This is a genomic window from Xanthomonas protegens, from assembly GCF_038442435.1.
Classification (GTDB): domain Bacteria; phylum Pseudomonadota; class Gammaproteobacteria; order Xanthomonadales; family Xanthomonadaceae; genus Xanthomonas_A; species Xanthomonas_A sontii.
This window is the reverse complement of record NZ_JAQJCQ010000011.1, coordinates 131921-156187: the sequence shown is the minus strand read 5'-3', so window position 1 is coordinate 156187 and position 24267 is coordinate 131921. Positions and strand designations below refer to the sequence as shown.

The following is a 24267-nucleotide window of genomic DNA, read 5'->3' as shown; positions in this document are numbered from 1 at the left end:
GGCGGGGATGCCGCTATTGGGAAGGTGGCCGTGCCTGGCCGTTGGGTTCGACCCGTGCCGGGTCGAATTGCGCCGGACGCGCCTGCGCCGGATCGATGTTCGCGGGCATCAGTTGCGACGGATCGCCCCCGGGCTGCGCGGACCGCACCCCGGGACGTCCCAGGGCCTTGGACATCATCTCCTGCAGCCCACTGGCCTGCAGGGCGTTGCCCAGCGCGGCATTATCGCCTGCCGCGGGCAAGTTGCCCAAATTCATCTGCGACACGTTCAGTTGCGGCATCTGCGACAGGTTCATCTGCGGCATCTGCGGCATGTGCCAGTCCGGTATCTGCGCGCGCATCCAGCCCACGCCCGGGTTGAGCACCGGCAGCACCATGGAATGCTGCCAGTCCGGCTCGCGGGTCAGCGGGGTGAAGCTCATCAGGAACGCCAGCACCGCGGCGAAGAAGCCGCCCCGCGCCGCACCCAGGCCGAAGCCGAGCGCGCGGTCGGTGCCCGATAGCGCGGTCGAGCGCACCGCGGTGCGGATCACCATGCCGGTGATGCCGACCACCGCCATCACCGTGACGAAGGTCAGCGCGTAGCCGCCCAGGTAGTAGCTCATGCTCGGCCGGGACCCGTTGGCCAGCCACTGCCCGGCATTGCCGCCGAACTGGAACGTGGCCCAGCCGGCCAGGAACCAGGACAGCGTGCCGACCACGATGCCGACGAACCCGCGCAGGGCCCCGAGCAGGGCCGAGACCAGGATCACCGTCAACAGCACCATGTCGATCATGCGCGCCTCCCGCGGCCGAGCCGCTGCATCGCGCCGATCGCGCGTCGCGCCTGCCTTCCCTGGACCATCGTGCTACTCCATGGGCCGCGGCCCAATCAAGGATGTGGACGTACCATACCGCTGATGCCGACCTTGGCTGCCACCTGGGCGCGCAACTGCTCGGCATCGGCGCGGTTGGCGACCGGGCCGACCCGCACCCGGTTCAGCGCGCCCTTGTCGGTGCGCACCTGCTCGACGAAGGCGCTGAAGCCGGCCGCGCGCACCTTGTCGCGCAGGGCATTGGCGTCCTCAGCCTTGCCGAACGCGCCCAGCTGCACGGCGAAGCCGGTACCGGAAGCGGCAGGCGCAGCCGGCACGCTCGGCGCCGGCTTGGCGGCCGCGGTGGTGGTCGGGGTCGCCACGGGCTTGGCGGGTTCGGGCTTGGTCGCCGCCGGCTTGGCCGGTTCGGGCTTGGTCGCCGGCGGCGTCGCCGGCTTGGCGGTGGCGACCGGCTTGGCCGGCTCCGGCGGCAGCGCCTCGGTCCTGGCCGGGGCGGCGGGCGCGGCGGTGGCGACATTGCTGCCGGCGGCAGGCGCGGCGCTCACCGGAGTGGCGTTGCTCGGCGCCGCATCCAGGGTCACCACCTGGGCGTTGACGTCGTTGCGGACCTTGACCGCCTGCAGGCGCACGGATTCGGCCTGGGCGCGATCGGCATACGGTCCGATCCGCACCCGCCAGGCCTGGCGCCCGCCGATCGTGGCCTGCTCGCGGAAGCCCGGCAGCTGCGCCTGCTTGAGCCGCGCGATCACCGCATCGGCATCGGCGGCGGTGGCATAGGCGCCGAAATTCACCGCGTAGTTGCCGGCGGCGGTGCTCGGCGGCAACGGTTGCGCGGCGCTGCCGGCGGCCGGATCGGCCAGGTCGGCGGCATCGGGGTTGTCCTTGACCGGCGCCGGCGCGGCGGCTGGCGCAGCGGCGGCGCCCGGCGCCTTGGCCATGCCCACCGCCCCGCCACTGGGTGCGTCGCCCGGGGTCACCAGCGGCAGCTCGCGGGTCTCGAACTGGCCGTCGGCCGGCGCCTCGGGCGCCTTCAGCGGGACGTTGGCCACGCCGCTGTCGGGCGCAGGCCCCTTCACCAGCATCGGCAGGAAGATCACGGCGAGCGCTACCAGGACAAGGGCGCCAATCAATCGCTGTTTCAGGACGGTATCCACGGAAAGGCTGAGGGGGCGGCGTGGCGGAGTGCCGTGCCGATTATAAGGTGGGCCCGCGCGGAGGCGGGATCAGCCGGCTGAATGCAGCCAGTGCAAGGCTTCGGCGGCCGTATGAAACGAACCGAACACTAGCACCCGGTCGCCCGGCTGCGCCTGCGCCAATGCCGATTGCAGTGCCTGCACCACGCCCTCGGCGAGTCCGGCCTCGGCGGCGGCGGTCCCCGCCAGCCGCGTGCGCAACTGCGCAGCGCTCTGGCCGCGGCTGCCGCTCAAGCCGGCCAGGTGCCAGGCATCGACCTGCGCTGCCAGTGCCTCCACCACCCCGGCGGCGTCCTTGTCGGCCAGTGCCGCAAACACCGCGCAGGTGCGGCCGGCGACCGGCTGCGCCTGCAACGCGGTGGCCAGTTCGCGAGCCGCCTGCGGGTTGTGGCCGACGTCGACCAGCACCTCCACGCCGTCGCGCACGCAGGGCTGCAGGCGCCCGCGCAGGCGCGCGGCGGCGATGCCCTCGGCGTAGGCGCTGCGTGGCAGCGAGCGGCGCAGCGCGCGCAGGGCGGCGATGGCGGTGGCGGCGTTGGCGCGCTGCACCGGCGCGCGCAGTTGCGGCAACGGCAACTGCAGTTCGGTGCCGACGTCACGCCAGCGCCAGCGGTCGGCGTCGATCGGCTCGTGGAAGAAGTCGCTGCCGGCGCGCAGCGCATTGGCGCCGATCGCGTAGGCGCGGCGCAGCACGCTGGACGGCGGATCGATCTCGCCCAGCACCAGCGGTTTCCACGGCCGCGCGATGCCGGCCTTCTCCGCGCCGATCGCCTCGCGGTCGTTGCCGAGCCAGTCGGTGTGGTCGATGTCCACGGTGGTGATGACCGCCACGTCGGCATCGACCAGGTTCACCGCATCCAGGCGGCCGCCGAGGCCCACTTCCAGCACCGCCAGCTCCAGCTTGGCCTGCTGGAACAGCCACAGCGCCGCCAGCGTGCCGTATTCGAAATAGGTCAGCGCGGTGTCGCCGCGCGCGGCCTCCACTGCCGCGAAGGCGGTCACCAGGTCGGCATCGCTGGCCTCTTCGCCGTCGATGCGCACACGCTCGTTGTAGCGCAGCAGGTGCGGCGAGGTGTAGCTGCCCACGCGCCAGCCGGCGGTACGCGCGATGGCCTCGACGAAGGCGACGGTCGAGCCCTTGCCGTTGGTGCCGCCGACGGTGATGACGTGCTTGGCTGGCTTGGTCAGGCGCATGCGTGCGGCGACCGCGCGCACCCGTTCCAGGCCCATGGCGATGTCCTGGGGGTGCTGGCGCTCGATGTAGGCGAGCCATTCGGGGAGGGTGTTCATGGAGGCGATTGAACTCGATTGATACGGCGCCAGCACGCGCACTCGCAGCGGCGACGCATTTTGCTGCTGTGTTGGTTTTGGTTTTGGCTGTTGCTGCTGCTTTGGCTGTTGCTGTTGCTCTGGCTGTTGCTCTGGCTGTCGCTTTGGCTTTGGCTGTTCCGGATCCCGTGAGGCACGGCAAGCAGGCCGGATAAAAACCCCGCAGGGGCGGCGCGCAGGATGCGCGCCGTTTTTCGACGGCACATGGATGTGCCGCCGAAAAATGTCCGGCCTGCTTGCGCACCCGGAGCGCGCAGCGCGGAGGGCGTGCCGCCCGGGTGTGCTTTCTTTTGGTTACTTTTCTTTGCACAAGCAAAGAAAAGTGACTCGCGCGTCAAGCGCGAAAGCACTTGATCCTGCTTTTGCATCGACTCAGCACACCGTAGCAACGATCGAAAAAACTACAGCGCCCGATGCTTCGCCTCGCCGAAGAACGGCGTGTGGTGTGCGCAATCGTTCAAGCGCACCACTTCCAGATGCTCCACGTCCGGCCCTTCCAGCAGGTTCAGCGTGGTCGGCGCCTGGCGGAAACTCCACAGCCGCGCGATCGGCAGGCCCAGCACCCGGCACAGGATCACCCGGTTGACCGCGTCGTGGGCGACCACCAGCAGCGTGTCGTGCTCGCCCAGGCCGTCGGCGGCGCGGGTCAGGCCGCGCCAGGAACGCTCCAGCACCTGCCGCAGCGACTCGCCACCCGGCATCAGCACCGTGTCCGGCTCCTCGCGCCAGGCGCGCAGGCGCGCCGGATCCTTCTCGTGGATCTCGCTGGCCAGCAGGCCTTCCCACTCGCCATGGGCGATTTCCTGCAGATCCGGATCGGTCTGCAGCAGCGCCTCGCGCTCAGGACCCAGGGCGAAGCGCGCGGTGCGTTGCGCGCGCGCCAGCGGCGAGGCCACGGCGCGGGTCAGCGGCACGTCGCGCAGGCGTGCGCCCAGCGCCTGCGCCTGGGCGTCGCCGACCGGCGACAGCGGGATGTCGATCTGGCCCTGGTAGCGGCCTTCGGCGTTCCACGGGGTTTCGCCATGGCGGGCGAGCAGAATGCGCATGCGCTGGATTCCTTGGGGGGAAGGGGCCGTCTCGCAAACGAAAACGGAGCGGCATGATACCCGCTCCGTCGCCGGAAACCCTGCGCTGCATCCCGCCTGTCCGCCCCGCCCCGCCCCGCCCCGCCGGAGCATGCCGGCGTGTGCCGGGGCGGACACGCGGACGGCGGCAAACGCCGCCGCCCGTCGGGCCTGGCTCACTTGGCCAGGTTCAACTCCTTCAACAGCCGCGGCGCCGGCATCACTTCCTGCATGATCCAGTGCAGGTAGCGCGAATCGACCGCGATCATGCGCGTCATCGCCGGATCGAACACCCAGTTCGAGCTCACCGACTCCCAGTTGCCGTCGAAGGCCAGGCCGACCAGCTTGCCGTGTGCGTCCATCACCGGCGAACCGGAATTGCCGCCGGTGATGTCCAGGTCGGACAGGAAGTTCACCGGCACCGTGCCCAGCCGCTTGTCCTCCAGCCCACCGTAGCGCTTGGCCTTGGCCGCCTCCAGCAACGCCTTGGGCGAGTCGAACGGCTCCACGCCGGTGTCCTTGGCGACCACGCCTTCCAGCGTGGTGAACGGGGTGTAGGCCACGCCGTCCTTCGGCACGTAGCCCTTGACGTTGCCGAAGGTGATGCGCAGCGAGGAGTTGGCGTCCGGATACACGAACTCGCCCTGGCTCTTCTTGTAGTCGGCCACGGCCTGCAGGTAGCGCGGACGCGCCAGCAGTTCCTCGCCCTCACGACGCTTCTCGTCCTGCTCGATCTGCAGCAGGGTCGGCATCAGTGCCACCGCATAGCGCAGCGCCGGGTCGTCGCTGGCCTCGAACGCGGCGCGGTCGGCATGCAGCCACTTCAGGCGCGCCTCGGTATTGCCCAGCTGGGTGCCGGCCAGACGCGTGGCGGCGGCCTGCGCGTCGGCACCGGCCAGCCACTGGTCCAGCGCCGGCAGGCGCTGCGCCTTCGGCAGCTTCAGGTACTGGTCGAACCAGTAGCGCTGCAACTGGCTGTCCATGGCCGCGACATAGCGGCGCTCCATCTGCTTCATCGCGCCCTCGATCTCGGGCAGGTCGCGCTCCTGGTAGCCCGGCTCGCGTTCGGCGTCCGGCTTGGCGCGTTCGATCGACAGGCGATACAGGGACACCGCACTGCCGAGCACGCCGGTGCGGCGCATCTGCCGCAGCACCAGGTCGCGATCGCGGGTGGCCTTGGCCTGCTCGCCCAGCGCCAGCAGTTGCGCATGCGCCTGCAGCGCGGCCTTGCCCTCGCCGCCCTGGCGCTTGAGCCAGGCCAGCACCTCGCCCTCCTCGGCGTGCTTCTTGGCCGCCGCATCGATGCGCTTGAAGCCCTCCAGCTGGCCCTCGTAGTTCTTGGCGACGTTGTTCCAGCTGGCCATGGTCGCGGCGTACTTCACCTGGATGTCCGGGTTCTGCTTGCCGGCCTGCTCGACCAGCGCGATCAGGTCGCGGTACTGGCGCGCGGCAGTGGGATAGCCCCAGCTCGCGGTGGCGTCGAATTCGGAGGCCAGCGCATAGCGGTTGGTGCGGCCCGGGTAGCCGGCGACCATGACGAAATCGCCGGCGCCCAGCGGCTGGTCGGCGAACTTCAGGAAGTGCTTGGGCTGGTACGGCACGTTGTCCTTGGCATAGGCGGCCGGCTTGCCGTCCTTGCCGACGTAGGCGCGGTAGAACGAGAAGTCGCCGGTGTGGCGCGGCCACATCCAGTTGTCGACGTCGCCGCCGAACTTGCCGATGCCCGACGGCGGCGCGTAGGCCAGGCGCACGTCGCGAATTTCCAGGGTGCGGAACAGGCGGTAGGTGTTGCCGCCGGAGAAGCTGTACAGCTCGCAGCGATAGCCGGCATCGGCTTCGCACGCGGCGACCTGGGACTTGTCGAAATCCTCCAGCGCCTGCGTGCGCTTGAGCGCATCGTTGCCGGCGGCGGCCATCGCCGCCTTGGCCTGCGCGGTGACGTCGATGATGCGGTCGAGCACGTAGATGCGCGCGTTCGGGCCGGCGCTCAGTTCGGCGCCCTGGCTGGCGGCGCTGAAGCCGTCGCGGATCAGGTTCTTCTGCGGAGTGGAGTTGAGCTGGATCGCGCCGTAGGCGCAGTGGTGGTTGGTCACCACCAGGCCCTGCGGCGAGACGAAGCTGGCGGTGCAGCCGCCGAGCGAGACCACCGCGCCCATCGGGTCGCCGGTGAGATCGGACAGCTGTTGCGGCGACAGTTTCAGGCCGGCCTGCTGCAGCGGCCCGGCGATGTCCGGCAACTGCTGCGGCACCCACATGCCCTCGCCAGCGCGGGCGGCGGAGGCGCCGGACAGGGCGGCCACGGCGGCGATGGCGACAGCCAACGAATTCGAACGCATCGAATAGCTTCCTTGATGACAGACGTTAGAGTGTAACGGCTGTCGTCAAGCGGCCGGACCGTGACCAATGGCACCCTGACCGCGCCGCAACATGGCCGCGTCGGCCGGGCGCTTATACTGCGCGCCCTCTTCCCATCGAATCTGCACCGACATGGCGCAAACAATGAAGGCGCTGGTCAAGCGCGAGGCCGCCAAGGGCATCTGGCTGGAACAGGTGCCGGTGCCGGTGCCCGGCCCCAACGAGGTGCTGATCAAGCTGGAAAAGACCGCGATCTGCGGCACCGACCTGCACATCTATCTGTGGGACGAGTGGAGCCAGCGCACCATCAAGCCCGGCCTGACCATCGGCCACGAGTTCGTCGGCCGCATCGCCCAGCTCGGCTCGGCGGTCACCGGCTACGAGGTCGGCCAGCGCGTCTCGGCCGAAGGCCACATCGTCTGCGGCCACTGCCGCAACTGTCGCGGCGGGCGTCCGCACCTGTGCCCGAACACGGTCGGCATCGGCGTCAACGTCAACGGCGCCTTCGCCGAGTACATGGTGATGCCGGCCTCCAACCTGTGGCCGATCCCCGACCAGATCCCGTCCGAGCTGGCCGCGTTCTTCGACCCTTACGGCAATGCCGCGCACTGCGCGCTGGAGTTCGACGTGATCGGCGAGGACGTGCTGATCACCGGCGCCGGCCCGATCGGCATCATCGCCGCGGGCATCTGCAAGCACATCGGCGCACGCAACGTGGTGGTCACCGACGTCAACGATTTCCGCCTGAAGCTGGCCGCGGACATGGGCGCGACCCGCGTGGTCAACGTCGCCAACACCTCGCTCAAGGACGTGATGGCCGACCTGCACATGGAAGGCTTCGACGTGGGCCTGGAGATGAGCGGCAATCCGCGCGCCTTCAACGACATGCTCGACTGCATGTACCACGGCGGCAAGATCGCCATGCTCGGCATCATGCCGCGCGGCGCCGGCTGCGACTGGGACAAGATCATCTTCAAGGGCCTGACCGTGCAGGGCATCTACGGCCGCAAGATGTACGAGACCTGGTACAAGATGACCCAGTTGGTGCTGTCCGGCTTCCCGCTGGGCAAGGTGCTCACCCACCAGCTGACCATCGACGAATTCCAGAAGGGCTTCGACCTGATGGAAGAAGGCAAGGCCGGCAAGGTCGTGCTGAGCTGGTGATGCGCGCGCCGCGGCAACGCGGCGATGCCGAAAAACACGAAGGGCGCCTCGCGGCGCCCTTCGTCGTTTCACGAGACGATGCGATCAGAACGCGATCGTGCCCGAGACCACCACGCGGTGACCGGCCAGGCGCTCGGTGAAGTTCGCCGCGCCCTTGTTGTCGGTGTCGTAGTAGCCCACGCTCAGCGCCAGCGGGCCGACCATCTTGCCCACGCTGACGTTGTAGTCGGTGTAGTCCTGGTACGCGGTCAACGCGCTTTCGTAGGTGGTGCGGCCGACGTGCGCGCCGACGCTGAAGCCCTGCGGCAGCGACCAGTTCCCGTCCAGCGCGTAGTAGAAGCTGTCCCGGTCCAGGTTGTACACGTTGTCGGTGTAGGCCACGGTCAGGGTGTAGGTCTTGAGGAACTTGGTCTTGGTGATCAGTTCGTTGTAGTTCGACTTGCCGGCGCCCGGATAGCCGTAGCGGTTGACCATCACGTCGAAGTTCCAGTCCGGCGAGAAATCGACGTTGTAGCCGACGAAGCCGTCCACTTCCCAATCCGGATCGCCCGCGCCGAAATCCACGTTGGAGCCCCAGGTGCCCACGTACAGGCCGAACGGCGAGGTGTAGGTGAGGCCGGCCTGGAACGCCGGGCCCTTGTCGGTCTGGGAGACGCCGCGGAACACGTAGTCGCTGACCACGCCATAGGAGCCGGTGACCGGCGAGGTGGGCTCGTCCTGGGCCAGGACGGTGAGCGGCGAAGCGGCCAGTGCGACGGCCAGGGCGAGAGTGGTCTTGTTCACCGGTCATTCTCCTAGGGTTGACGAGGGAGGGGTGCAGCGACGAGGCGGGTGCGCCTTTACGGTTTTTTAACTGCTTTGATCGTGCAGTGCAACAACTTTTCACGCGGCGCATGCCATGCCGTGACACAAAACCCCGGATTCGCGCCAAGCGCGGACACAGCGAGCCGCCGCCGGCGCGAGCCGGCCTGCTAGGGAAGGCCCCTGTCCGGGAGTTGGCGGTCAGGCCGCGACCGGGCAGGCAGCCGCTGGCCACGCCCATGCGCAGGCCCGGCAGTCGCCGATTGGCGGCAGAGCGCGATGGCGCCTCAGTCGGGCCGGGCGAACACCCCGAAACGGCGGGCGCGCAGGTGCAAGGGCTGGCCGGGCGCGTAGTCGCCCCCCCCCTCGCCCGCCGGCAGTTCCACCTCCACCTCGTCATGGCCGTGCGCCAACTGCGCGCGCAGGCGCAGCCGCGGGCCGCTGCGCTGGATCGACAGCACCGTCGCCGCCCAGCCGTCGCTGCCGGGCGCCAGGTCTTCCGGCCGCACATACAGCTCGACCGGGCCGCTGGACAGCGGCGTCGAGGGTGCCGGCAAGGCCAGGCCGCCGACCTGCACCGCACCGTCGTGCAGACGCGCGGGCAGCCGGTTCACCGCGCCGACGAAGGCGTAGACGAACGGCGACGCCGGTTGCTCGTAGACCTGCGCCGGGCTGCCGATCTGCTCGATCCGGCCGCGGTTGAGGATCGCCACGCGGTCGGCCAGTTCCAGCGCCTCTTCCTGGTCGTGGGTGACGAACACCGTGGTCAGGCCGGTGCGTTCGTGCAGCTCGCGCAGCCAGCGCCGCAGGTCGCGGCGGACCTGCGCGTCGAGCGCGCCGAACGGTTCGTCGAGCAACAGCACGCGCGGCTCGATCGCCAGCGCGCGGGCCAGCGCCACGCGCTGGCGCTGGCCGCCGGACAGTTGCGCCGGGTAGCGCCGCTCCAGGTCGTGCAATTGCACCAGCGCCAGCAGCTCCTGCACCCGCGCGCGGATGCGCGACTCGCTCCAGCGCGTCTCGCGGCGCACGCGCAGGCCGAAGGCGATGTTCTCGTACACGCTCATGTGCTTGAACAAGGCGTAGTGCTGGAACACGAAGCCGACCCGGCGCGCCTGCACCGACAGCGCAGTGGCGTCCTCGCCGTGGATCAGCACGCGTCCGCGGTCGGCGTGTTCCAGCCCCGCGATCACCCGCAGCAGCGTGGTCTTGCCGGAGCCGGACGGCCCCAGCAGCGCCAGCAGTTCGCCCTGGCGGATGTCCAGGCTGACGTCGTCGAGCGCGGCGAAATCGCCGAAGCGCTTGCCCAGATGCTGTACGCGAATGGTCATCGCAACCTCAGTGTCGGTGAGTGGCGGCCAGCGCCGCGCCGTGGCGCCAGTGCAGCCAGGACTTGACGGCGAGCGTCAGCAGCGCGGTCAGCGCCAGCAGGCTGGCGCAGGCGAAGGCCGCGCTGTAGGCGTACTCGTTGTAGAGGATCTCCACATGCAGCGGCAGCGTGTTGGTGCGCCCGCGGATGTGTCCGGACACCACCGACACCGCACCGAACTCGCCCATCGCCCGCGCACTGCACAGCAGCACGCCATACAGCAGGCCCCAGCGGATGTTCGGCAGGGTCACCCGGCGGAAGGTCTGCCAGCCGCTGGCGCCCAGGCTCAGCGCCGCCAGTTCCTCGTCGTCGCCCTGCTGCTCCATCAGCGGCATCAGCTCGCGGGCGATGAACGGGAAGGTGACGAAGGTGGTCGCCAGCACGATGCCCGGCAGCGCGAACACGATGCGCGGCAGATGCAGCGATACGTCGCCCAGCGGCGGCAGGTGCAGCCACACGCCTTCGTCGATCAACGGCCAGGCCCAGCCGTTGCGGCCGAAGATCAGAATGAACAACAGGCCGGCGACCACCGGCGACACCGAGAACGGCAGGTCGATCAGACTCACCAGCAGGCGCTTGCCGGGGAAACGGTGCTTGCTGACCGCCCAGGCCGCGGCCACGCCGAACACCAGGTTCAACGGCACCACGATCGCCGCCACCAGCAGGGTCAGGCGGATCGCCGCCAGCGCGTCCGGATCGGAGATCGCGCGCCAGAACACGCCGGCGCCGCTGCGCAGCGCCTCGGTGAACACCAGCAGCAAGGGCAGCAGCAGGAACGCCAGCAGGAAGGCGAGCGCGCCGCCGATCAGCAGCCGCCGCACCCAGCGCGGCTCGTCGACCACCGAAGCCTGCACGTGCGTGGCGACGGCGGCAGCGCCGGCCTGCCCGGGGACGTGCGCGGCCAGTGCGGACACGACCGACGCCATCACGCCACCGCCCTGCCGCGCCGAGCGAACCAGGCCTGCGCCCCATTCACCAGCAGCAGCGACAGCAGCGACAACAGCAGCATCGCCGCGGCGATCGCGCTGGCGCCGCCGTAGTCGAATTCTTCCAGGCGGATGGTGATGAGCAACGGCGCGATCTCGGTGGCATTGGGCAGGTTGCCGGCGATGAAGATCACCGAGCCGTACTCGCCGACGCCGCGCGCGAAGGCCAGCGCGAATCCGGTCAGCACCGCCGGCCACAGGGTCGGCAGCAGTACCCGGCGCACCGTCTGCCAGCGCCCGGCACCGAGCGTGGCCGCCGCCTCTTCCAGTTCGCGCTCGGCCTCGGCCAGCACCGGCTGCACGATCCGCACCACGAACGGCAGCCCCACGAACACCAGCGCCACGACGATGCCCAGTGGCGTGTAGGCGACCTTGACCCCGCTCGCCCCGCTGACCTGCATCAGCCCGACATAGCCGATCAGCAGGCCGCCGACGCCCAGTGCGGCCAGGCTCAGCGCGGCGACCGCGCCGAGCAGGCGCTGCAGCACACGCAGCGGTACCGGCAGCAGCGCCTGGCTACGCCGCAGCAGCGCGTAGCCGGTCGCTGCCAGCGCCAGCAGCAGCGCCAGCCGCGGCCACCACCAGGCCAGCGTCGGCAGGCTGGCCGCCAGCGCCTGCGTCGGCTGCTCCAGCCAGCGCCCGATCCAGCCGTTGCTGCCGTACAACGCGGTCAGGGCGATGCCGGCCACCGCGGTCGGCAGGGCAAACGGCAGATCGATCATCGCGTCGAACAGACGCTTGCCGGGAAAGCGATAGCGCACGAACACCCACGCCACCCAGGTGCCCATCACCGCATTGAACGCGGCCGCGGCCAAGGCGGTGCCGAAACTCAGGCGCAACGCCGCCAGCACCCGCGGCTCGCTCCACACCCGCCACACGCCGTCCCAGCCCAACCCGCTGGTCTTGAGCAGCACCGCGAACAAGGGGATCAGCACCACCAGTCCCAGCCAGGTCAGGGTGATGCCCAGACTCAGCCCCAACCCCGGCATCACCCGGCGCTGGCGCGGTGCGCGGGCAACGGCGGCGGCGGTCACGGCCATCGCGTCACTTGCTCGCCTGGATCTGGTCGAACAGGCCGCCGTCGTCGAAGTGCGTGGCCTGCGCCTTGGCCCAGGAGCCGAACGCCTGATCGATGGTGACCAGGCGCACCTTCGGCAGCCGCGCCAGATCGGCGCGATCGGCGTACTCGGGATGGCGCGGCCGGTAATAGTGTCTGGCCGCGATCTTCTGTCCTTCCGGCGAGTACAGGTACTTCAGGTATTCCTCGGCCACCGCGCGGGTACCGTGCTTGTCCACGTTCTTGTCGACCAGCGCCACCGAGGGCTCGGCCAGGATCGACAGCTTCGGCACCACGATCTCGAACTTGTCCTGGCCCAGCTCCTGCTGCGCCAGGAACGCCTCGTTCTCCCAGGCCAGCAGCACGTCGCCGATGCCGCGCTGGACGAAGGTGGTGGTGGCGCCGCGCGCGCCGGTGTCCAGCACCGGCACGTTGCGGAACAGCGCGCGCATGTAGTTGAGGATGCGCTCGCGGTCGCCCTTGAAGATGTGGTCGGCGTAGGCCCAGGCCGCCAGGTAGTTCCAGCGCGCGCCGCCGGAGGTCTTGGGATTGGGCGTGATCACCGACACGCCGCTGCGCAGCAGGTCGGGCCAGTCCTTGATCCCCTTCGGATTGCCCTTGCGCACCAGGAACACGATGGTCGAGGTGTACGGCGCGCTGTTGTCGGGCAGGCGCGTGGCCCAGTTCGCATCGATCAGCTTGCTCTTGGCGGCGATCGCATCGACGTCGTAGGCCAATGCCAGCGTCACAACGTCCGCCTCGACCCCGTCGATCACCGCGCGCGCCTGCTTGCCGGAGCCTCCGTGCGAGGTCTCCACCGCGACCTGCTCGCCGGGATGCAGTTGCGCCCAATGCCTGGCGAAGGCGGCGTTGTAGTCCCGGTACAGCTCGCGGGTGGGATCGTAGGACACGTTGAGCAGTTGCGTCTCGGCGGCGGCCGCGGCCCCGGCGAACACGCACAAGGCGAGCGCGAGCAGCGGGCGCCAGCGGCGCGGCGGAAGGCTGGACATGGGCGGTTCTCCGAAAACACACAGGCCGACGCCGCGGCCGATACCCGCCGCGGACCATGACGCATGCTGCGCAGCGGCAGGCGGCGGGTGAAATGACTTCCCGGCAGCGGCTCATGCCATTTGTGCATGACGGCCGCGGCCGGCGCGGGCGTCGCGGTAACATCGCCGCTTCTTTCCGCCGCGCGTGCCCGTCATGACCGACTCCCACCTCACCCAGCACTACGCCGAGGAACTGGACGCGATCCGCGCCCAGGGCCTGTTCAAGTCCGAGCGCATCATCGTCGGCCCGCAGGCGGCGGAAATCGTCCTCGCCGACGGCCGCCGCGTGCTGAACTTCTGCGCCAACAACTACCTGGGCCTGGCCGATCATCCGGCACTGATCCAGGCCGCCAAGGACGCGCTGGACACGCACGGCTTCGGCATGGCCTCGGTGCGCTTCATCTGCGGCACCCAGGACCTGCACAAGCAACTGGAAGCGCAGATCGCCGCGTTCTTCGGCACCGAGGACACCATCCTCTACGCCGCCTGCTTCGACGCCAACGGCGGCCTGTTCGAACCGCTGCTCGGCGAGCACGACGCGATCATCTCCGACGCGCTCAACCACGCCTCGATCATCGACGGCGTGCGCCTGTGCAAGGCCAAGCGCTTCCGCTACGCCAACTGCGACATGGCCGACCTGGAAGCGCAGCTGCAGGCGGCCGACGCCGCCGGCTGCAAGACCAAGCTGATCACCAGCGACGGCGTGTTCTCGATGGACGGCTTCATCGCTCCGCTGGACGAGATCACCGCGCTGGCGAAGAAGTACAACGCGCTGGTGCACATCGACGAATGCCATGCCACCGGCTTCCTCGGCGCCAGCGGCCGCGGCTCGGCCGAGGTCAAGGGCGTGCTGGACCGGATCGATATCGTCACCGGCACCCTGGGCAAGGCCATGGGCGGCGCGCTGGGCGGTTTCACCACCGGACGCCGCGAGGTGATCGAACTGCTGCGCCAGCGCTCGCGGCCCTACCTGTTCTCCAACTCGCTGCCGCCGCACGTGGTCGCGGCCGGGATCAAGGCCTTCGCGATGCTCGACGCGGCCGACGACCTGCGCGCGCGCCTGGTCGAGAACACCGCCTACTTCCGCGAGCGCATGGCCGCCGCCGGTTTCGACATCAAGCCCGGCACCCATCCGATCTGCCCGGTGATGCTGTACGACGCGCCGCTGGCGCAGCGCTTCGCCGAACGGCTACTGGAGGAAGGCATCTACGCCATCGGCTTCTTCTTCCCCGTGGTGCCCAAGGGCCAGGCGCGGATCCGCACCCAGATCAGCGCCGCGCACACGCGCGAACACCTGGACCGGGCGATCGACGCGTTCACCCGCATCGGCCGCGAACTGGGCGTCATCACCGCCTGAGATGCGCGCCGCGCTGCGCCAACGGCTGTTGCTGGCGGCGCAGACCGACGCCCAGGCGGAGTCCGTGGCAGGCGGTTGGCGCAGCCGCTGCCTGCACTGCCGGCGGCGGCTGGATGTACGCGGCGACGGCGAGCCGCTGGGTCACTGCTCGCTCGAGCACGTGGTGCCGCAGGCCTGGTTCGGGCGCCGTGCCGCCGCGGCGCTATGCGCCCAGGTCGGCGACGACCCCAACGATGCGCGGAACCTGGCGCTAGCCTGCGCCGGCTGCAATCACGCCAAGGGCCGCCACCACGATGCGCGCGGGCCGCAGGATGCGCGCGCCCGCGAGGTGGTCGCCGCCCTGCTCAGCGCGCGGTTGGCGCGCTGGCGTCCGCCGCCGGCGCCAACGCCGTGACTTCGGCGGAGCTGAGCTCGCGCCACGCGCCCTTGCCCAGGTCGCCCAGCACCAGGTCGCCGATCGCCACCCGCACCAGCCGCAGCACGTCCAGGCCGAGCGCGGCCAGCAGCCGCCGGATCTGCCGGTTGCGGCCTTCGTCCAGCACCACTTCCAGCCAGGCATGGCGCTCGCCCTGGCGCAGCAGGCGCGCCTGCTTGGCCCGCAGCGGTTCGCCGTCGTCGACCACGCCGGCACACATCCGCGCCAGCAGCGCCGCGTCGGGCACCGCGTCCACCTGCACGTGATAGGTCTTGTCCGGGCCGGTGCCCGGATCGGTCACCCGCGCCGCCCACTGCGGGTCGTTGCTGAACAGCAGCAGGCCCTCGCTGGCCTTGTCCAGGCGCCCGACCGGCGCCAGCCACGGCAGGCCGGCACCGTCGAAACAGCGGTACACGGTGTCGCGGCCGCGCTCGTCCTGCGCACTGGTGACCAGCCCGCGCGGCTTGTTGAGCATCAGGTACCGGCGCGCGGTGTCGGCCAGCGGCGTGCCGTCCACGGCCAGCCGGTGGCGGCCCTGCAGGATCGGGAATTCGGGATCGGTGACGATGCGCCCGTCGACGGCGACGCGGCCGGCGGCGATCCAGCGCGCGGCCTCGGTGCGCGAGCACAGGCCCAGCTTGGACAGGGTGCGGGCCAGGCCGTGGCGCGGCACGGCCGGCGTGGCGCTGCGCGCGGGCGAGCGCGGACGCGCGGGCGCCGCCGGGGACGACGCCGGACGGCGGGAACGCGGCGGCTTGGCCCCTCGCACGGCGCGAACGGGCGCGGCCGCAAACGGCCGCGCGCCGGACTTACTACTTGTTGGCGTCGGCCGGCGCCGGCGCCTCGGCGGCGGCAGCGGCAGGTGCAGCGGCCGGACGCGCCTTGACCACGCGCACGCCACGCGCCTTCATCCAGGCGTCGAACTCCTCGGCGGTCATGCGCTTGCCGTTCTGGCTCATGTCGAACCGCCACGGCGTGTTGTCGAAGGCGGTGGCCGGCTTGTAGGCGGCCGGATCGTTCGGCTTCACCGCGCCCGGGGTGACGTTGGCCAGGCTCTGGCAGCCTTCGGCACGCAGCCGCAGCAGCACGCGGTCCAGCGACTGGTCGCTGCTGTAGGACTGGGTCAGCACGCCGCTGGGCATGCCCAGCTGCACGTTGCGGCTGAACAGTTCCGAAGCCACTGGCGCGGCGACCGTGGCCGGCAGCGCCAGCGGCTTGGGCAGCAGATCGCCGGAGCAATCCGGTGCGGCGTGGGCCGCAGGAATCAGGGCGAGCGCGAGCAGGCTGGCCGTCACGATACGCAGCATCGGTTTTTTTCCATTCAGGCGAGTCGACGAGCGAGTGTAGGCAGGCCCCGGCGTGCTTTCAACTGTTACCGGCACTACACGCGCTAAATAATTGGGATTGCTGAAAAAATTCAGCTTGGACGCAGCCTCGACAACGGTCGGCGCATCGGCTCCGCGTAGGAGCGGCTTCAGCCGCGATGGGCCTTCATGAAATGCAGATCGCGGCTAAGGGCACCCCTAACAACGAAGAAGGCCATTTGTAGGAGCGGCTTCAGCCGCGACGGGCTTTACCAGGAATGCCAGTCGCGGCTGAAGCCGCTCCTACAATCAAGACAAGACATCACGCCACGCCACGGCGATCACGCGTTATTGGAGGTGCCCTAAAGCCGCGCCTGCAAGATCACGGCGAGGAGAGCGCAATGCATGCCCACCCCACAAAAACAAAGCCCGGCACGAGGCCGGGCTTTGCTTGAGACTGGAAGCGTCCGATTAGTTCTGGACGTTCAGCTCGGTACGACGGTTCTTGGCACGGCCTTCCGGATTGTCCGAACCATCCGGGTTGGTGTTCGGGGCAATCGGACGGCTCTCGCCGTAGCCGATCGGACCGACCAGACGCGAAGCGTCCACGCCGTTCTTGGTCAGGTAGTCGTACACGACGCGGGCGCGGCGCTCGGACAGCTTCTGGTTGTAGGCTTCGGTACCCTTCGAGTCGGTGTGACCGGCAACCTCGACGCGCAGGTCGGGGTAGCGCTTCAGGATCTCGGTGGCCTCGCCCAGGATCGCCACGGCGTCCGGACGCAGGTTCGCCTTGTTGAAGTCGAAGTTGACGCCCTTCAGGTCAATCGACACCGGCACCGGGCAGCCGTCCGGACCGATGGTCTGGCCAGGCTGGGAGTTCGGGCACTTGTCGTCGCAGTTGTTGACGCCGTCACCATCGTCGTCCAGGTCGGCGCAGCTCGGCGCAGCGGCCGGCGGCGGCGGCGGGGCGACCGGGGCAGCCGGCGGCGGGCCCAGCGGGATCACGACGCCGACCGAAGCCAGCACGTCGCCGAACCAGTTCTGCGACGGAGCGGCAACGCTCTGATCGTCGAAGTCAGCGCGGTAGGCCACTTCGGCACGCACGGCAACGCGCTTGTCGAAGGTGGTCTGCAGACCGACGCCGGCCTTGGCGGCAAAGTTGCCGTCCTTGCGCTGGCCCGGGGAGACCGGACCGCCGGTGTCGAACTCTTCTTCCGAGCGCTGGTAGCCCAGGCCGAACAGCAGGTACGGGTTCCAGCCGCGGCCTTCCTGGATGAAGTGGCGACGCAGGTCGAACGAGATGCCGTACTGGCTCCAGTTCAGGTCCTGGTTCTTGTCGAAATTCGGGTTCTGATAGTTCAGTTCACCGTCCAGCGACCAGTTCGGGTTGATGAACTTGCCCAGGCCCAGGGTGACGAACGGCGCATCGTTGGTGGTGCGGTCCTTGTCCTGGAAGTTGAAACCAGCCGAACCGGTCAGGTACCAGCGGTCGTCGAATTCCTGCGCGGACGCTGCCTGGGCGACGGCCAGACCGCCCAGCAACGCGGCGGTGAGAATTTTCTTGTTCATTAATACAACTCCTTGTTTCGGGGAGATAGAAACCGGTAGAGGCATGGTTCAGTACAGATGTCTCGTCACATCCAGACGGCCGTTTCCGCACGCCATCGCCGCGCACATTATGCGCGGCATAGTGAAGATGGCGTTAACGAGCACGTAACATGTGAAAGTCAACGCCAGCCCCTCGTAGGCCGTGGATACACCCTATACAGGTTGATGAAATCCCGCAATGCGGCGCGGAGATGACCGTTTGCGGTCGTAGACAACGGCCCGCAGGGCGACCCAGGTCTCACCGCGGCCGCGCCCACGGCGGCGGGTCGGCCAACTCGGCCTGCATGAACTCGACGAAGGCCCGCACCCGCGGCGGCACCAGCCGGCGCTGCGGCATCACCGCGTGGATGCCGGTCTCGGTCAGCGGGTAGTCGGCCAGTACCTGACACAACCGCCCCTGGCGCAGGTCCTCGGCAACGTGCCATTCCGAATGCAGGGCGATGCCCTGGCCGTTGACCGCGGCATCGCGCAGCACCTCGCCGAAGTTGGTCTCCAGCGGCCCGGCCACGCGGACGGCGATTTCGCCATCGGGTCCCTGCAGCCGCCAGGTGTCCTGGCGGCCGTCGCTGCCGGTGAGCAGCAGGCAGGCGTGCGCAGCCAGGTCGGCCGGCGTGGCCGGGGTGCCATGGCGGCGCAGGTAGTCGGGCGAGGCGCAGAGCATGCGCCGATTGCCGGCCAGGCGCCGCGCGACCAGGCTGGAGTCACGCAGGGTGCCGATGCGGATCGCCAGGTCGAAGCCTTCGCTAACCAGGTCCACGACGTTGTCGCTCAGGTGCACGCTCAGCCGCACCTGCGGATGCAGCGCCATGAAGCGCGGCAGCAGCGGCGACACATACAGGCGGCCGAACGCCGCCGACATCGTCACCCGCAAGGTGCCGGCGGCAACGACGCCCGCCTGGCGCAGGCCGCCGGCCAGCGATTCCAGGTCCTCGACCAGCGGCCGCCCCTGCTCGGCCAGTTGCAGGCCTTCCGGGGTCGGGTGCAGACGTCGCGTGGTCCGGTGCAGCAGGCGCACGCCGAGCGCGCGCTCCAGCCGCTGCAGCCGCTGGCTGGCCACCGCCACCGACAGGTCCAGGCTGCGCGCGGCGGCGCTGATCGAGCCGAGGTCGAGCACGCGCAGGAACAGGGCGATATCGCCGATCCGGTCCATTGTGTGGATTCCATTGAAAGTTGTTCAATATTTTTACTGTTTTTACTGAAGACATGCAGGCCTAGGCTGCCGTCCTCCCGTCACTTCTGGAGCCGCCGCATGGCCGCCTCGCTCGCTCCACCTCCCCAGCAACCCGCTGCAGGGCGCACGCCGCTCGCGCTGTACGCGCTGACCGCCGGCGCCTTCGGCATCGGCACCACCGAGTTCGTGATCATGGGCCTGCTGCTGCAGGTCGCCGCCGACCTGCGGGTCAGCGTCCCCGCCGCGGGGCTGCTGATCTCCGGCTATGCACTGGGCGTGTTCCTCGGCGCGCCGCTGCTGACCGTGGCCAGTCGGCGCTGGCCGCGCAAGCGGGTGCTGCTGGCGCTGATGCTGGTGTTCACCGCCGGCAACCTGGCCTGCGCGCTGGCGCCGACCTATGCGGCGCTGATGGCGGCGCGGGTGGTGACCTCGCTGGCGCACGGCACCTTCTTCGGCGTCGGCGCGGTGGTCGCCACCACCCTGGTGCCGCCGCAGCGCAAGGCCTCGGCGATCTCGACCATGTTCACAGGCCTCACCGTCGCCACCCTGCTCGGGGTGCCGGCTGGCGCCTGGCTGGGCCTGCACCATGGCTGGCGCGCCACGTTCTGGGCGGTGGCGGCGATCGGCGCCCTGGCCACCGTGGTGATCGCCGCACTGGTGCCGGCCGACCGCGATGCCACGCCGGCGCCGCCGCTGCGCGAGGAACTGCGCGCGGTCGGTCGCGGCCCGGTGCTGCTGGGCCTGGCGACGACGGTGCTGGGCTATGCGGGCGTGTTCGCCGTGTACACCTACGTGCAGCCGCTGCTGACCCAGGTCACCGGCGTGGCCGACAGTGCGGTGTCGCCGCTGCTGCTGGTGTTCGGCGTGGGCATGATCGTCGGCAATGTGCTCGGCGGCCGCCTGGCCGACCGCCGCCCGCGGCAGGCGCTGCCGTTGAGCCTGGGCGTGCTGGCGGTGGTGCTGGCGGCGCTGACCCTGGCCTTGCCGTCGGTGCCGACGATGACGCTGGGCATCGGCCTGCTGGGCGTGGCCGCGTTCGCCACGGTGGCGCCACTGCAGGTGTGGGTGCTGGGCAAGGCCGGCGAGGCCGGCCGGCATCTGGCCTCGAGCCTGAACATCGGCGCGTTCAACCTGGGCAATGCGCTGGGCGCCTGGCTCGGCGGTCTGGTGCTCGGCCACGGCGGCACCCTGTCGCAACTGCCGTGGGTGGCGGCGCTGCTGACCCTGGCCGGGCTGGCGGTGGCGCTGGGTGCGCTGCGGCTGTCGCCGGCCGCTGCCAGCCCTGCGGCCAGCACCGGCGCGGGCTGCGCCGCGGGCGGTGCGGCATGAGCCGGGCGATGGCGACGGCCGCGCTGGCGACGGCACTGCTGGGCACCCTCGCGCTGCCGGCCGAGGCGGCGCCGCGCGACTGGGTCGCGACCTGGCAGGCCAGCCCGCAACCGCTGTGGGCCGCGGACTTTCCGTTCCCGACACAGACGCCGTTCCACCTATGGCGGCAGACCGTGCGCCAGGTGGCGCGGGTCAGCCTGGGTGGCAGCGAGGTGCGGGTGGAGCTGAGCAATGCCTATGGCGATACGCCGCTGCACATCGGCGCCGCCTCGCTGGCCCTGGCCGGCGACGGCGCCGCGACCCTGCCCGGCTCGCAGCGGCCGCTGCGCTTCGGCGGCAAGAGCGAGGTGACCGTGCCGCCGGGCGCGCCGGTGCTCAGCGACCCGGTGGCGCTGAGCGTGCCTGACCTGGCCCGGCTCAGCATCAGCCTGTACCTGCCGCAGCCGACCGCGCCGTCGACTTTCCACTGGGAAGGCCTGCAGAGCGCATGGCTGGCCGCGGGCGACCGCACCGCCGACGCCACGCTGGCCGACGCCACGGCGCTGCCGGTGCGGCTGTTCGTCAGCGGCGTCCAGGTGCGCCGTGCCGACGCCGCCGGGGCAGTGGTGGCGCTGGGCGATTCCATCACCGACGGCGCCGCCTCGACGCCCGGGCAGGACCGGCGCTGGCCGGACCAGTTGGCGACGCGGCTGGCGACGCAGCGGGTGGCGGTGCTCAACGCCGGCATCTCCGGCGGCCGCGTGCTGCGCGACCGCATGGGCCGCAACGCGCTGGCGCGGCTGGATCGCGATGTACTGGCGCAGCCGGGCGTGCACACCCTGATCCTGTTGATGGGCATCAACGACATCAGTTGGTACGCCACGCCGTTCGCACCGGACGATGCGCCGGTGTCGGCCGAGGACCTGATCGCCGGCTACCGGCAGGTGCTGCAGCGCGCGCAGGCGCGCGGCCTGCGGGTGATCGGCGCCACCCTCACCCCGTTCGAGGGCGCGCTGCCGGACTCGCCGATCCCCGGTTACTACAGCCCGCAGAAAGAGGCCGTGCGCCAGCAGGTCAATGCCTGGCTGCGCGCGGGCAACGGCTTCGACGCGATCCTGGATTTCGATGCCCTGCTGCGCGACCCCGCGCATCCGGCGCGGATGCGCGCGGATTTCGACTCGGGCGATCACCTGCATCCCGGCGATGCGGGTTACGCGGCCATGGCCGAGGCCGCCGCGCAGTTGCTCGGCGCCGACGCAACCGCGCGCCCTCCTGCTCACGCCACGGCGGACGCGGTCGACGCCGCCGCCGCGGCGCGCTGACGCCTTCTCTCCCCTTCCCCACCATCAGGAGTGTTCCATGGAATACCGTCATCTCGGCGCGTCCGGCTTCAAGGTCCCCGTGCTCAGCTTCGGCACCGGCACCTTCGCCGGCACCGATCCCTTCTTCGCCACCTGGGGCAACTCGGACGTGGACCAGGCGCGGCGCCTGATCGACATCTGCCTGGAGGCCGGCGTCACCCTGTTCGACAGCGCCGACGTCTACTCCGGCGGCGCCGCCGAATCGGTGCTGGGCGCGGCGATCAAGGGCCGCCGCGACCAGGTGCTGCTGTCGACCAAGGCCGGCTTTCGCTTCGACCGCGCCGCAGCCAACAGTGTCGGTTCCTCGCGCTTCCACCTGGTGCGCGCGGTGGAAGCGGCGCTGACCCGCCTGGGCACCGACTACCTCGACCTGTTCCAGTTGCACGGCTTCGACGCGCACACGCCGGTGGAGGAAACCCTGTCCACGCTCGACGACTTGGTGCGCGCGGGCAAGATCCGCTACCTGGGCGTGTCCAACTTCTCCGGCTGGCAGCTGATGAAGTCGCTGGCGGTGGCCGACCGTCACGGCTGGTCGCGCTATGTCGCGCACCAGGCCTATTACTCGCTGATCGGGCGCGACTATGAAGAGGAACTGATGCCGCTGGGCCTGGACCAGGGCGTGGGCGCGCTGGTGTGGAGCCCGCTGGGCTGGGGCCGGCTGACCGGCAAGCTGCGCCGTGGCCAGCCATTGCCGGAGAGCAGCCGCCTGCACGACAAGGCGGTCACCGAGGCCGGGCCGCCGGTGGAGGAAGAGCGCCTGTACCGGGTGATCGACGCCCTGGAAGCCATCGCCGCCGAAACCGGCCGCAGCGTGCCGCAGATCGCACTGAACTGGCTGTTGCAGCGACCGACGGTCAGCAGCGTGATCATTGGCGCACGGACCGAAGAGCAGTTGCGGCAGAATCTGGGGGCGGTCGGCTGGACCCTCGATCCCGCCCACGTGCAACAGCTGGATGCGGCCAGCGCGGCGGTACCGGCGTATCCGTACTGGCACCAGCGCGGCTTCGCCGAGCGCAACCCGCGGCCGGTCTGAGCCGCGGCCGTGCCCTCCTTTCCTTCATGTCCAGGAGCTTCCATGAAAGCGGTCGCCACCCTCCATCCCCTGCCGATCGACGATCCGCAGTCGCTGCACGACCTCGACCTGCCGACGCCGCCTGCGCCCGCCGGCCACGACCTGCTGGTGCGGGTGGAGGCGGTGTCGGTCAATCCGGTGGACACCAAGGTTCGCGCCAAGGGCGCGAGCGACGGCCAGCCCAAGGTACTGGGCTACGACGCCGCCGGCGTGATCGAGGCGGTCGGGCCCGAGGTCGACGGCTTCGAGCCGGGCGACGAGGTCTACTACGCCGGCGACATCACCCGCGCCGGCAGCAACGCGCAATACCAACTGGTGGATGCGCGCATCGTCGCGCGCAAGCCGGCCACGCTGGAGTTCGCCCAGGCCGCGGCGCTGCCGCTGACCACCCTGACCGCCTGGGAGCTGCTGTTCCAGCGCATGCCGTTCGACTTCGACGACGAACACAACCGCGGCCGCCGCCTGCTGGTGATCGGCGGCGCCGGCGGGGTCGGCTCGATCGCGATCCAGCTGGCGCGGCATGCCGGCTTCGAGGTGATCGCCACCGCCTCGCGGCCGCAGACCCGCGACTGGTGCATGCAACTCGGCGCGCACCACGTGATCGACCATCGCCAGGAACTGGCGCCGCAGCTGCAGGCACTGGACATCGACCAGGTGGACGCGGCGTTGAACCTGGCCGACACCGACCGCTACTGGCAGGCGCTGGGCGAGTTGCTGGCGCCGCAGGGCCACCTCGGGTTGATCGTCGAGCCGAGCGGTCCACTGCACATCGGCGACCCGTACAAGGCCAAGTGCATCGGCATCCACTGGGAAATGATGTTCGCGCGCGCCCGGTTCCGCACCGAGGACATGATCGAACAGCACCGCATCCTGGCACGCGCCGCCAGCCTGGTGGACGCCGGCGAACTACGCACCACCCTGACCGAGACCCTGACCCCGATCAACGCCACCACCCTGCGCGAGGCGCATCGGCGCCTGGAGTCGGGCAGCACCATCGGCAAACTGGCGCTGGTCGGCTGGGGCTGAACGGCGTCGCAGCGATCGGACATTGGTGTGGCCGTCCCGCGTTGCGTAAGGCGGTCGTCGGCTCTGCATGACCGTGACCCGGTAGTTCTGCCGTTGCGGTTGCTGTTGCCTTTGCTGTTGCTGTTGCTACAGCTCTTGCCTCGGCTTTTGCTGTGCTTTTGATCTACCGGGCCCCCTCGGCGCGGCAGACACGGCGGGCGAATACCCGAAGGGCGACGCGCAGGATGCGCGTCGTTTTCCGCCGGCACAGGGATGTGCCGTCGGAAAATGCCCGACGTGGCTGCGGACCCGGAGCGCGCTAGCGCGGAGGGCGCGCTGCGGGGTGTGTTTCTTTTGGTTACTTTTCTTTGCACAAGCAAAGAAAAGTGACCCGCGTCAGCGGAAGCTGTTGCTCTTGCTTCTAAGCGTCATGCTTCAAAATCCCAGAGCAATGTAAAGGCGGCTCAAAGCAACGCCCCTCTTGCCCT

Annotated in this window: 22 protein-coding genes; 7 read left to right on the top strand and 15 right to left on the bottom strand. The window is 69.9% G+C overall.

Annotated features, from left to right (window positions below):
* Positions 1-13: 13 nt before the first annotated feature.
* From PIQ37_RS13970 to PIQ37_RS13945, 6 genes are all read right to left on the bottom strand, one after another.
* On the bottom strand, positions 14-775 hold the full coding sequence (locus PIQ37_RS13970; protein WP_017915234.1) for a CvpA family protein: 762 nt from the start codon (positions 773-775) through the stop codon (positions 14-16).
* 95 nt (positions 776-870) lie between these two features.
* A complete protein-coding gene (locus tag PIQ37_RS13965) occupies positions 871-1968 on the bottom strand; it encodes an SPOR domain-containing protein (protein WP_342073909.1) in 1098 nt (365 codons plus the stop codon).
* A gap of 69 nt (positions 1969-2037) precedes the next feature.
* Entirely contained in the window at positions 2038-3297 is a 1260-nt protein-coding gene (gene folC, locus PIQ37_RS13960; RefSeq protein ID WP_407136705.1) for a bifunctional tetrahydrofolate synthase/dihydrofolate synthase, read from the bottom strand.
* Positions 3294-3704, bottom strand: a complete 411-nt coding sequence (locus tag PIQ37_RS13955; protein WP_342073908.1) for a hypothetical protein — start codon at positions 3702-3704, stop codon at positions 3294-3296. The genes folC and PIQ37_RS13955 overlap by 4 nt, the downstream gene beginning before the upstream one ends.
* Positions 3705-3737: 33 nt before the next feature.
* A complete protein-coding gene (locus tag PIQ37_RS13950) occupies positions 3738-4382 on the bottom strand; it encodes a histidine phosphatase family protein (protein WP_342073907.1) in 645 nt (214 codons plus the stop codon).
* 194 nt (positions 4383-4576) lie between these two features.
* A complete protein-coding gene (locus PIQ37_RS13945) occupies positions 4577-6736 on the bottom strand; it encodes a S46 family peptidase (RefSeq protein WP_342073906.1) in 2160 nt (719 codons plus the stop codon).
* A 151-nt stretch (positions 6737-6887) separates the two neighbouring features.
* On the opposite strand from PIQ37_RS13945, the gene tdh reads away from it, so the two are divergent.
* Positions 6888-7919 (top strand): L-threonine 3-dehydrogenase, encoded by a 1032-nt coding sequence (tdh, locus tag PIQ37_RS13940; RefSeq protein WP_026144006.1) that lies wholly within the window; start codon positions 6888-6890, stop codon positions 7917-7919.
* 84 nt (positions 7920-8003) lie between these two features.
* Here tdh and PIQ37_RS13935 read toward each other — a convergent pair whose 3' ends face one another.
* The 5 genes from PIQ37_RS13935 to PIQ37_RS13915 form a co-directional block, all read right to left on the bottom strand.
* On the bottom strand, positions 8004-8702 hold the full coding sequence (locus PIQ37_RS13935; RefSeq protein WP_184502530.1) for a TorF family putative porin: 699 nt from the start codon (positions 8700-8702) through the stop codon (positions 8004-8006).
* A gap of 305 nt (positions 8703-9007) precedes the next feature.
* Positions 9008-10048 carry a sulfate/molybdate ABC transporter ATP-binding protein gene (locus PIQ37_RS13930; RefSeq protein WP_342073905.1) on the bottom strand — a complete coding sequence of 347 codons (1041 nt, stop codon included), beginning with the start codon at positions 10046-10048 and terminating at the stop codon, positions 9008-9010.
* A 7-nt stretch (positions 10049-10055) separates the two neighbouring features.
* Complete coding sequence (gene cysW / locus PIQ37_RS13925) at positions 10056-11012, bottom strand: sulfate ABC transporter permease subunit CysW (RefSeq protein WP_342073904.1); 957 nt, start codon at positions 11010-11012, stop codon at positions 10056-10058.
* Entirely contained in the window at positions 11012-12112 is a 1101-nt protein-coding gene (locus PIQ37_RS13920; RefSeq protein ID WP_342073903.1) for an ABC transporter permease subunit, read from the bottom strand. Before PIQ37_RS13920 ends, cysW begins: the two co-directional genes overlap by 1 nt.
* A gap of 4 nt (positions 12113-12116) precedes the next feature.
* Positions 12117-13139: a sulfate ABC transporter substrate-binding protein gene (locus PIQ37_RS13915; protein ID WP_017917609.1), complete on the bottom strand. Its 1023-nt coding sequence runs from the start codon at positions 13137-13139 to the stop codon at positions 12117-12119.
* A 193-nt stretch (positions 13140-13332) separates the two neighbouring features.
* On the opposite strand from PIQ37_RS13915, the gene kbl reads away from it, so the two are divergent.
* Complete coding sequence (gene kbl, locus PIQ37_RS13910; RefSeq protein WP_342073902.1) at positions 13333-14535, top strand: glycine C-acetyltransferase; 1203 nt, start codon at positions 13333-13335, stop codon at positions 14533-14535.
* 1 nt (position 14536) lies between these two features.
* A complete protein-coding gene (locus PIQ37_RS13905) occupies positions 14537-14929 on the top strand; it encodes an HNH endonuclease (protein WP_342073901.1) in 393 nt (130 codons plus the stop codon).
* Here PIQ37_RS13905 and PIQ37_RS13900 read toward each other — a convergent pair.
* The 4 genes from PIQ37_RS13900 to PIQ37_RS13885 all read right to left on the bottom strand — a co-directional run bounded on the left by PIQ37_RS13900 (position 14880) and on the right by PIQ37_RS13885 (position 19012).
* On the bottom strand, positions 14880-15719 hold the full coding sequence (locus PIQ37_RS13900) for a pseudouridine synthase (protein ID WP_407136699.1): 840 nt from the start codon (positions 15717-15719) through the stop codon (positions 14880-14882). The genes PIQ37_RS13905 and PIQ37_RS13900 overlap by 50 nt on opposite strands.
* A 43-nt stretch (positions 15720-15762) precedes the next feature.
* A complete protein-coding gene (locus PIQ37_RS13895) occupies positions 15763-16257 on the bottom strand; it encodes a hypothetical protein (protein ID WP_342073899.1) in 495 nt (164 codons plus the stop codon).
* Positions 16258-16725: 468 nt separating this feature from the next.
* Positions 16726-17823 carry an OmpA family protein gene (locus PIQ37_RS13890; protein WP_160966123.1) on the bottom strand — a complete coding sequence of 366 codons (1098 nt, stop codon included), beginning with the start codon at positions 17821-17823 and terminating at the stop codon, positions 16726-16728.
* 277 nt (positions 17824-18100) lie between these two features.
* Positions 18101-19012: a LysR family transcriptional regulator gene (locus tag PIQ37_RS13885; RefSeq protein WP_152240253.1), complete on the bottom strand. Its 912-nt coding sequence runs from the start codon at positions 19010-19012 to the stop codon at positions 18101-18103.
* 99 nt (positions 19013-19111) lie between these two features.
* Between PIQ37_RS13885 and PIQ37_RS13880 the strand changes: the two genes are divergently transcribed.
* From PIQ37_RS13880 to PIQ37_RS13865, 4 genes are read left to right on the top strand one after another with little or no spacing between them, the layout of a single operon-like run.
* The gene (locus PIQ37_RS13880; protein WP_342073898.1) at positions 19112-20362 is read left to right on the top strand and encodes an MFS transporter; all 1251 of its coding nucleotides are present in this window, start codon (positions 19112-19114) and stop codon (positions 20360-20362) included.
* On the top strand, positions 20359-21663 hold the full coding sequence (locus PIQ37_RS13875; RefSeq protein WP_342073897.1) for an SGNH/GDSL hydrolase family protein: 1305 nt from the start codon (positions 20359-20361) through the stop codon (positions 21661-21663). The genes PIQ37_RS13880 and PIQ37_RS13875 overlap by 4 nt, the downstream gene beginning before the upstream one ends.
* A gap of 37 nt (positions 21664-21700) precedes the next feature.
* The gene (locus PIQ37_RS13870; RefSeq protein WP_342073896.1) at positions 21701-22735 is read left to right on the top strand and encodes an aldo/keto reductase; all 1035 of its coding nucleotides are present in this window, start codon (positions 21701-21703) and stop codon (positions 22733-22735) included.
* A 42-nt stretch (positions 22736-22777) separates the two neighbouring features.
* Positions 22778-23800: a zinc-binding alcohol dehydrogenase family protein gene (locus tag PIQ37_RS13865; protein ID WP_342073895.1), complete on the top strand. Its 1023-nt coding sequence runs from the start codon at positions 22778-22780 to the stop codon at positions 23798-23800.
* Positions 23801-24267: the final 467 nt, after the last annotated feature.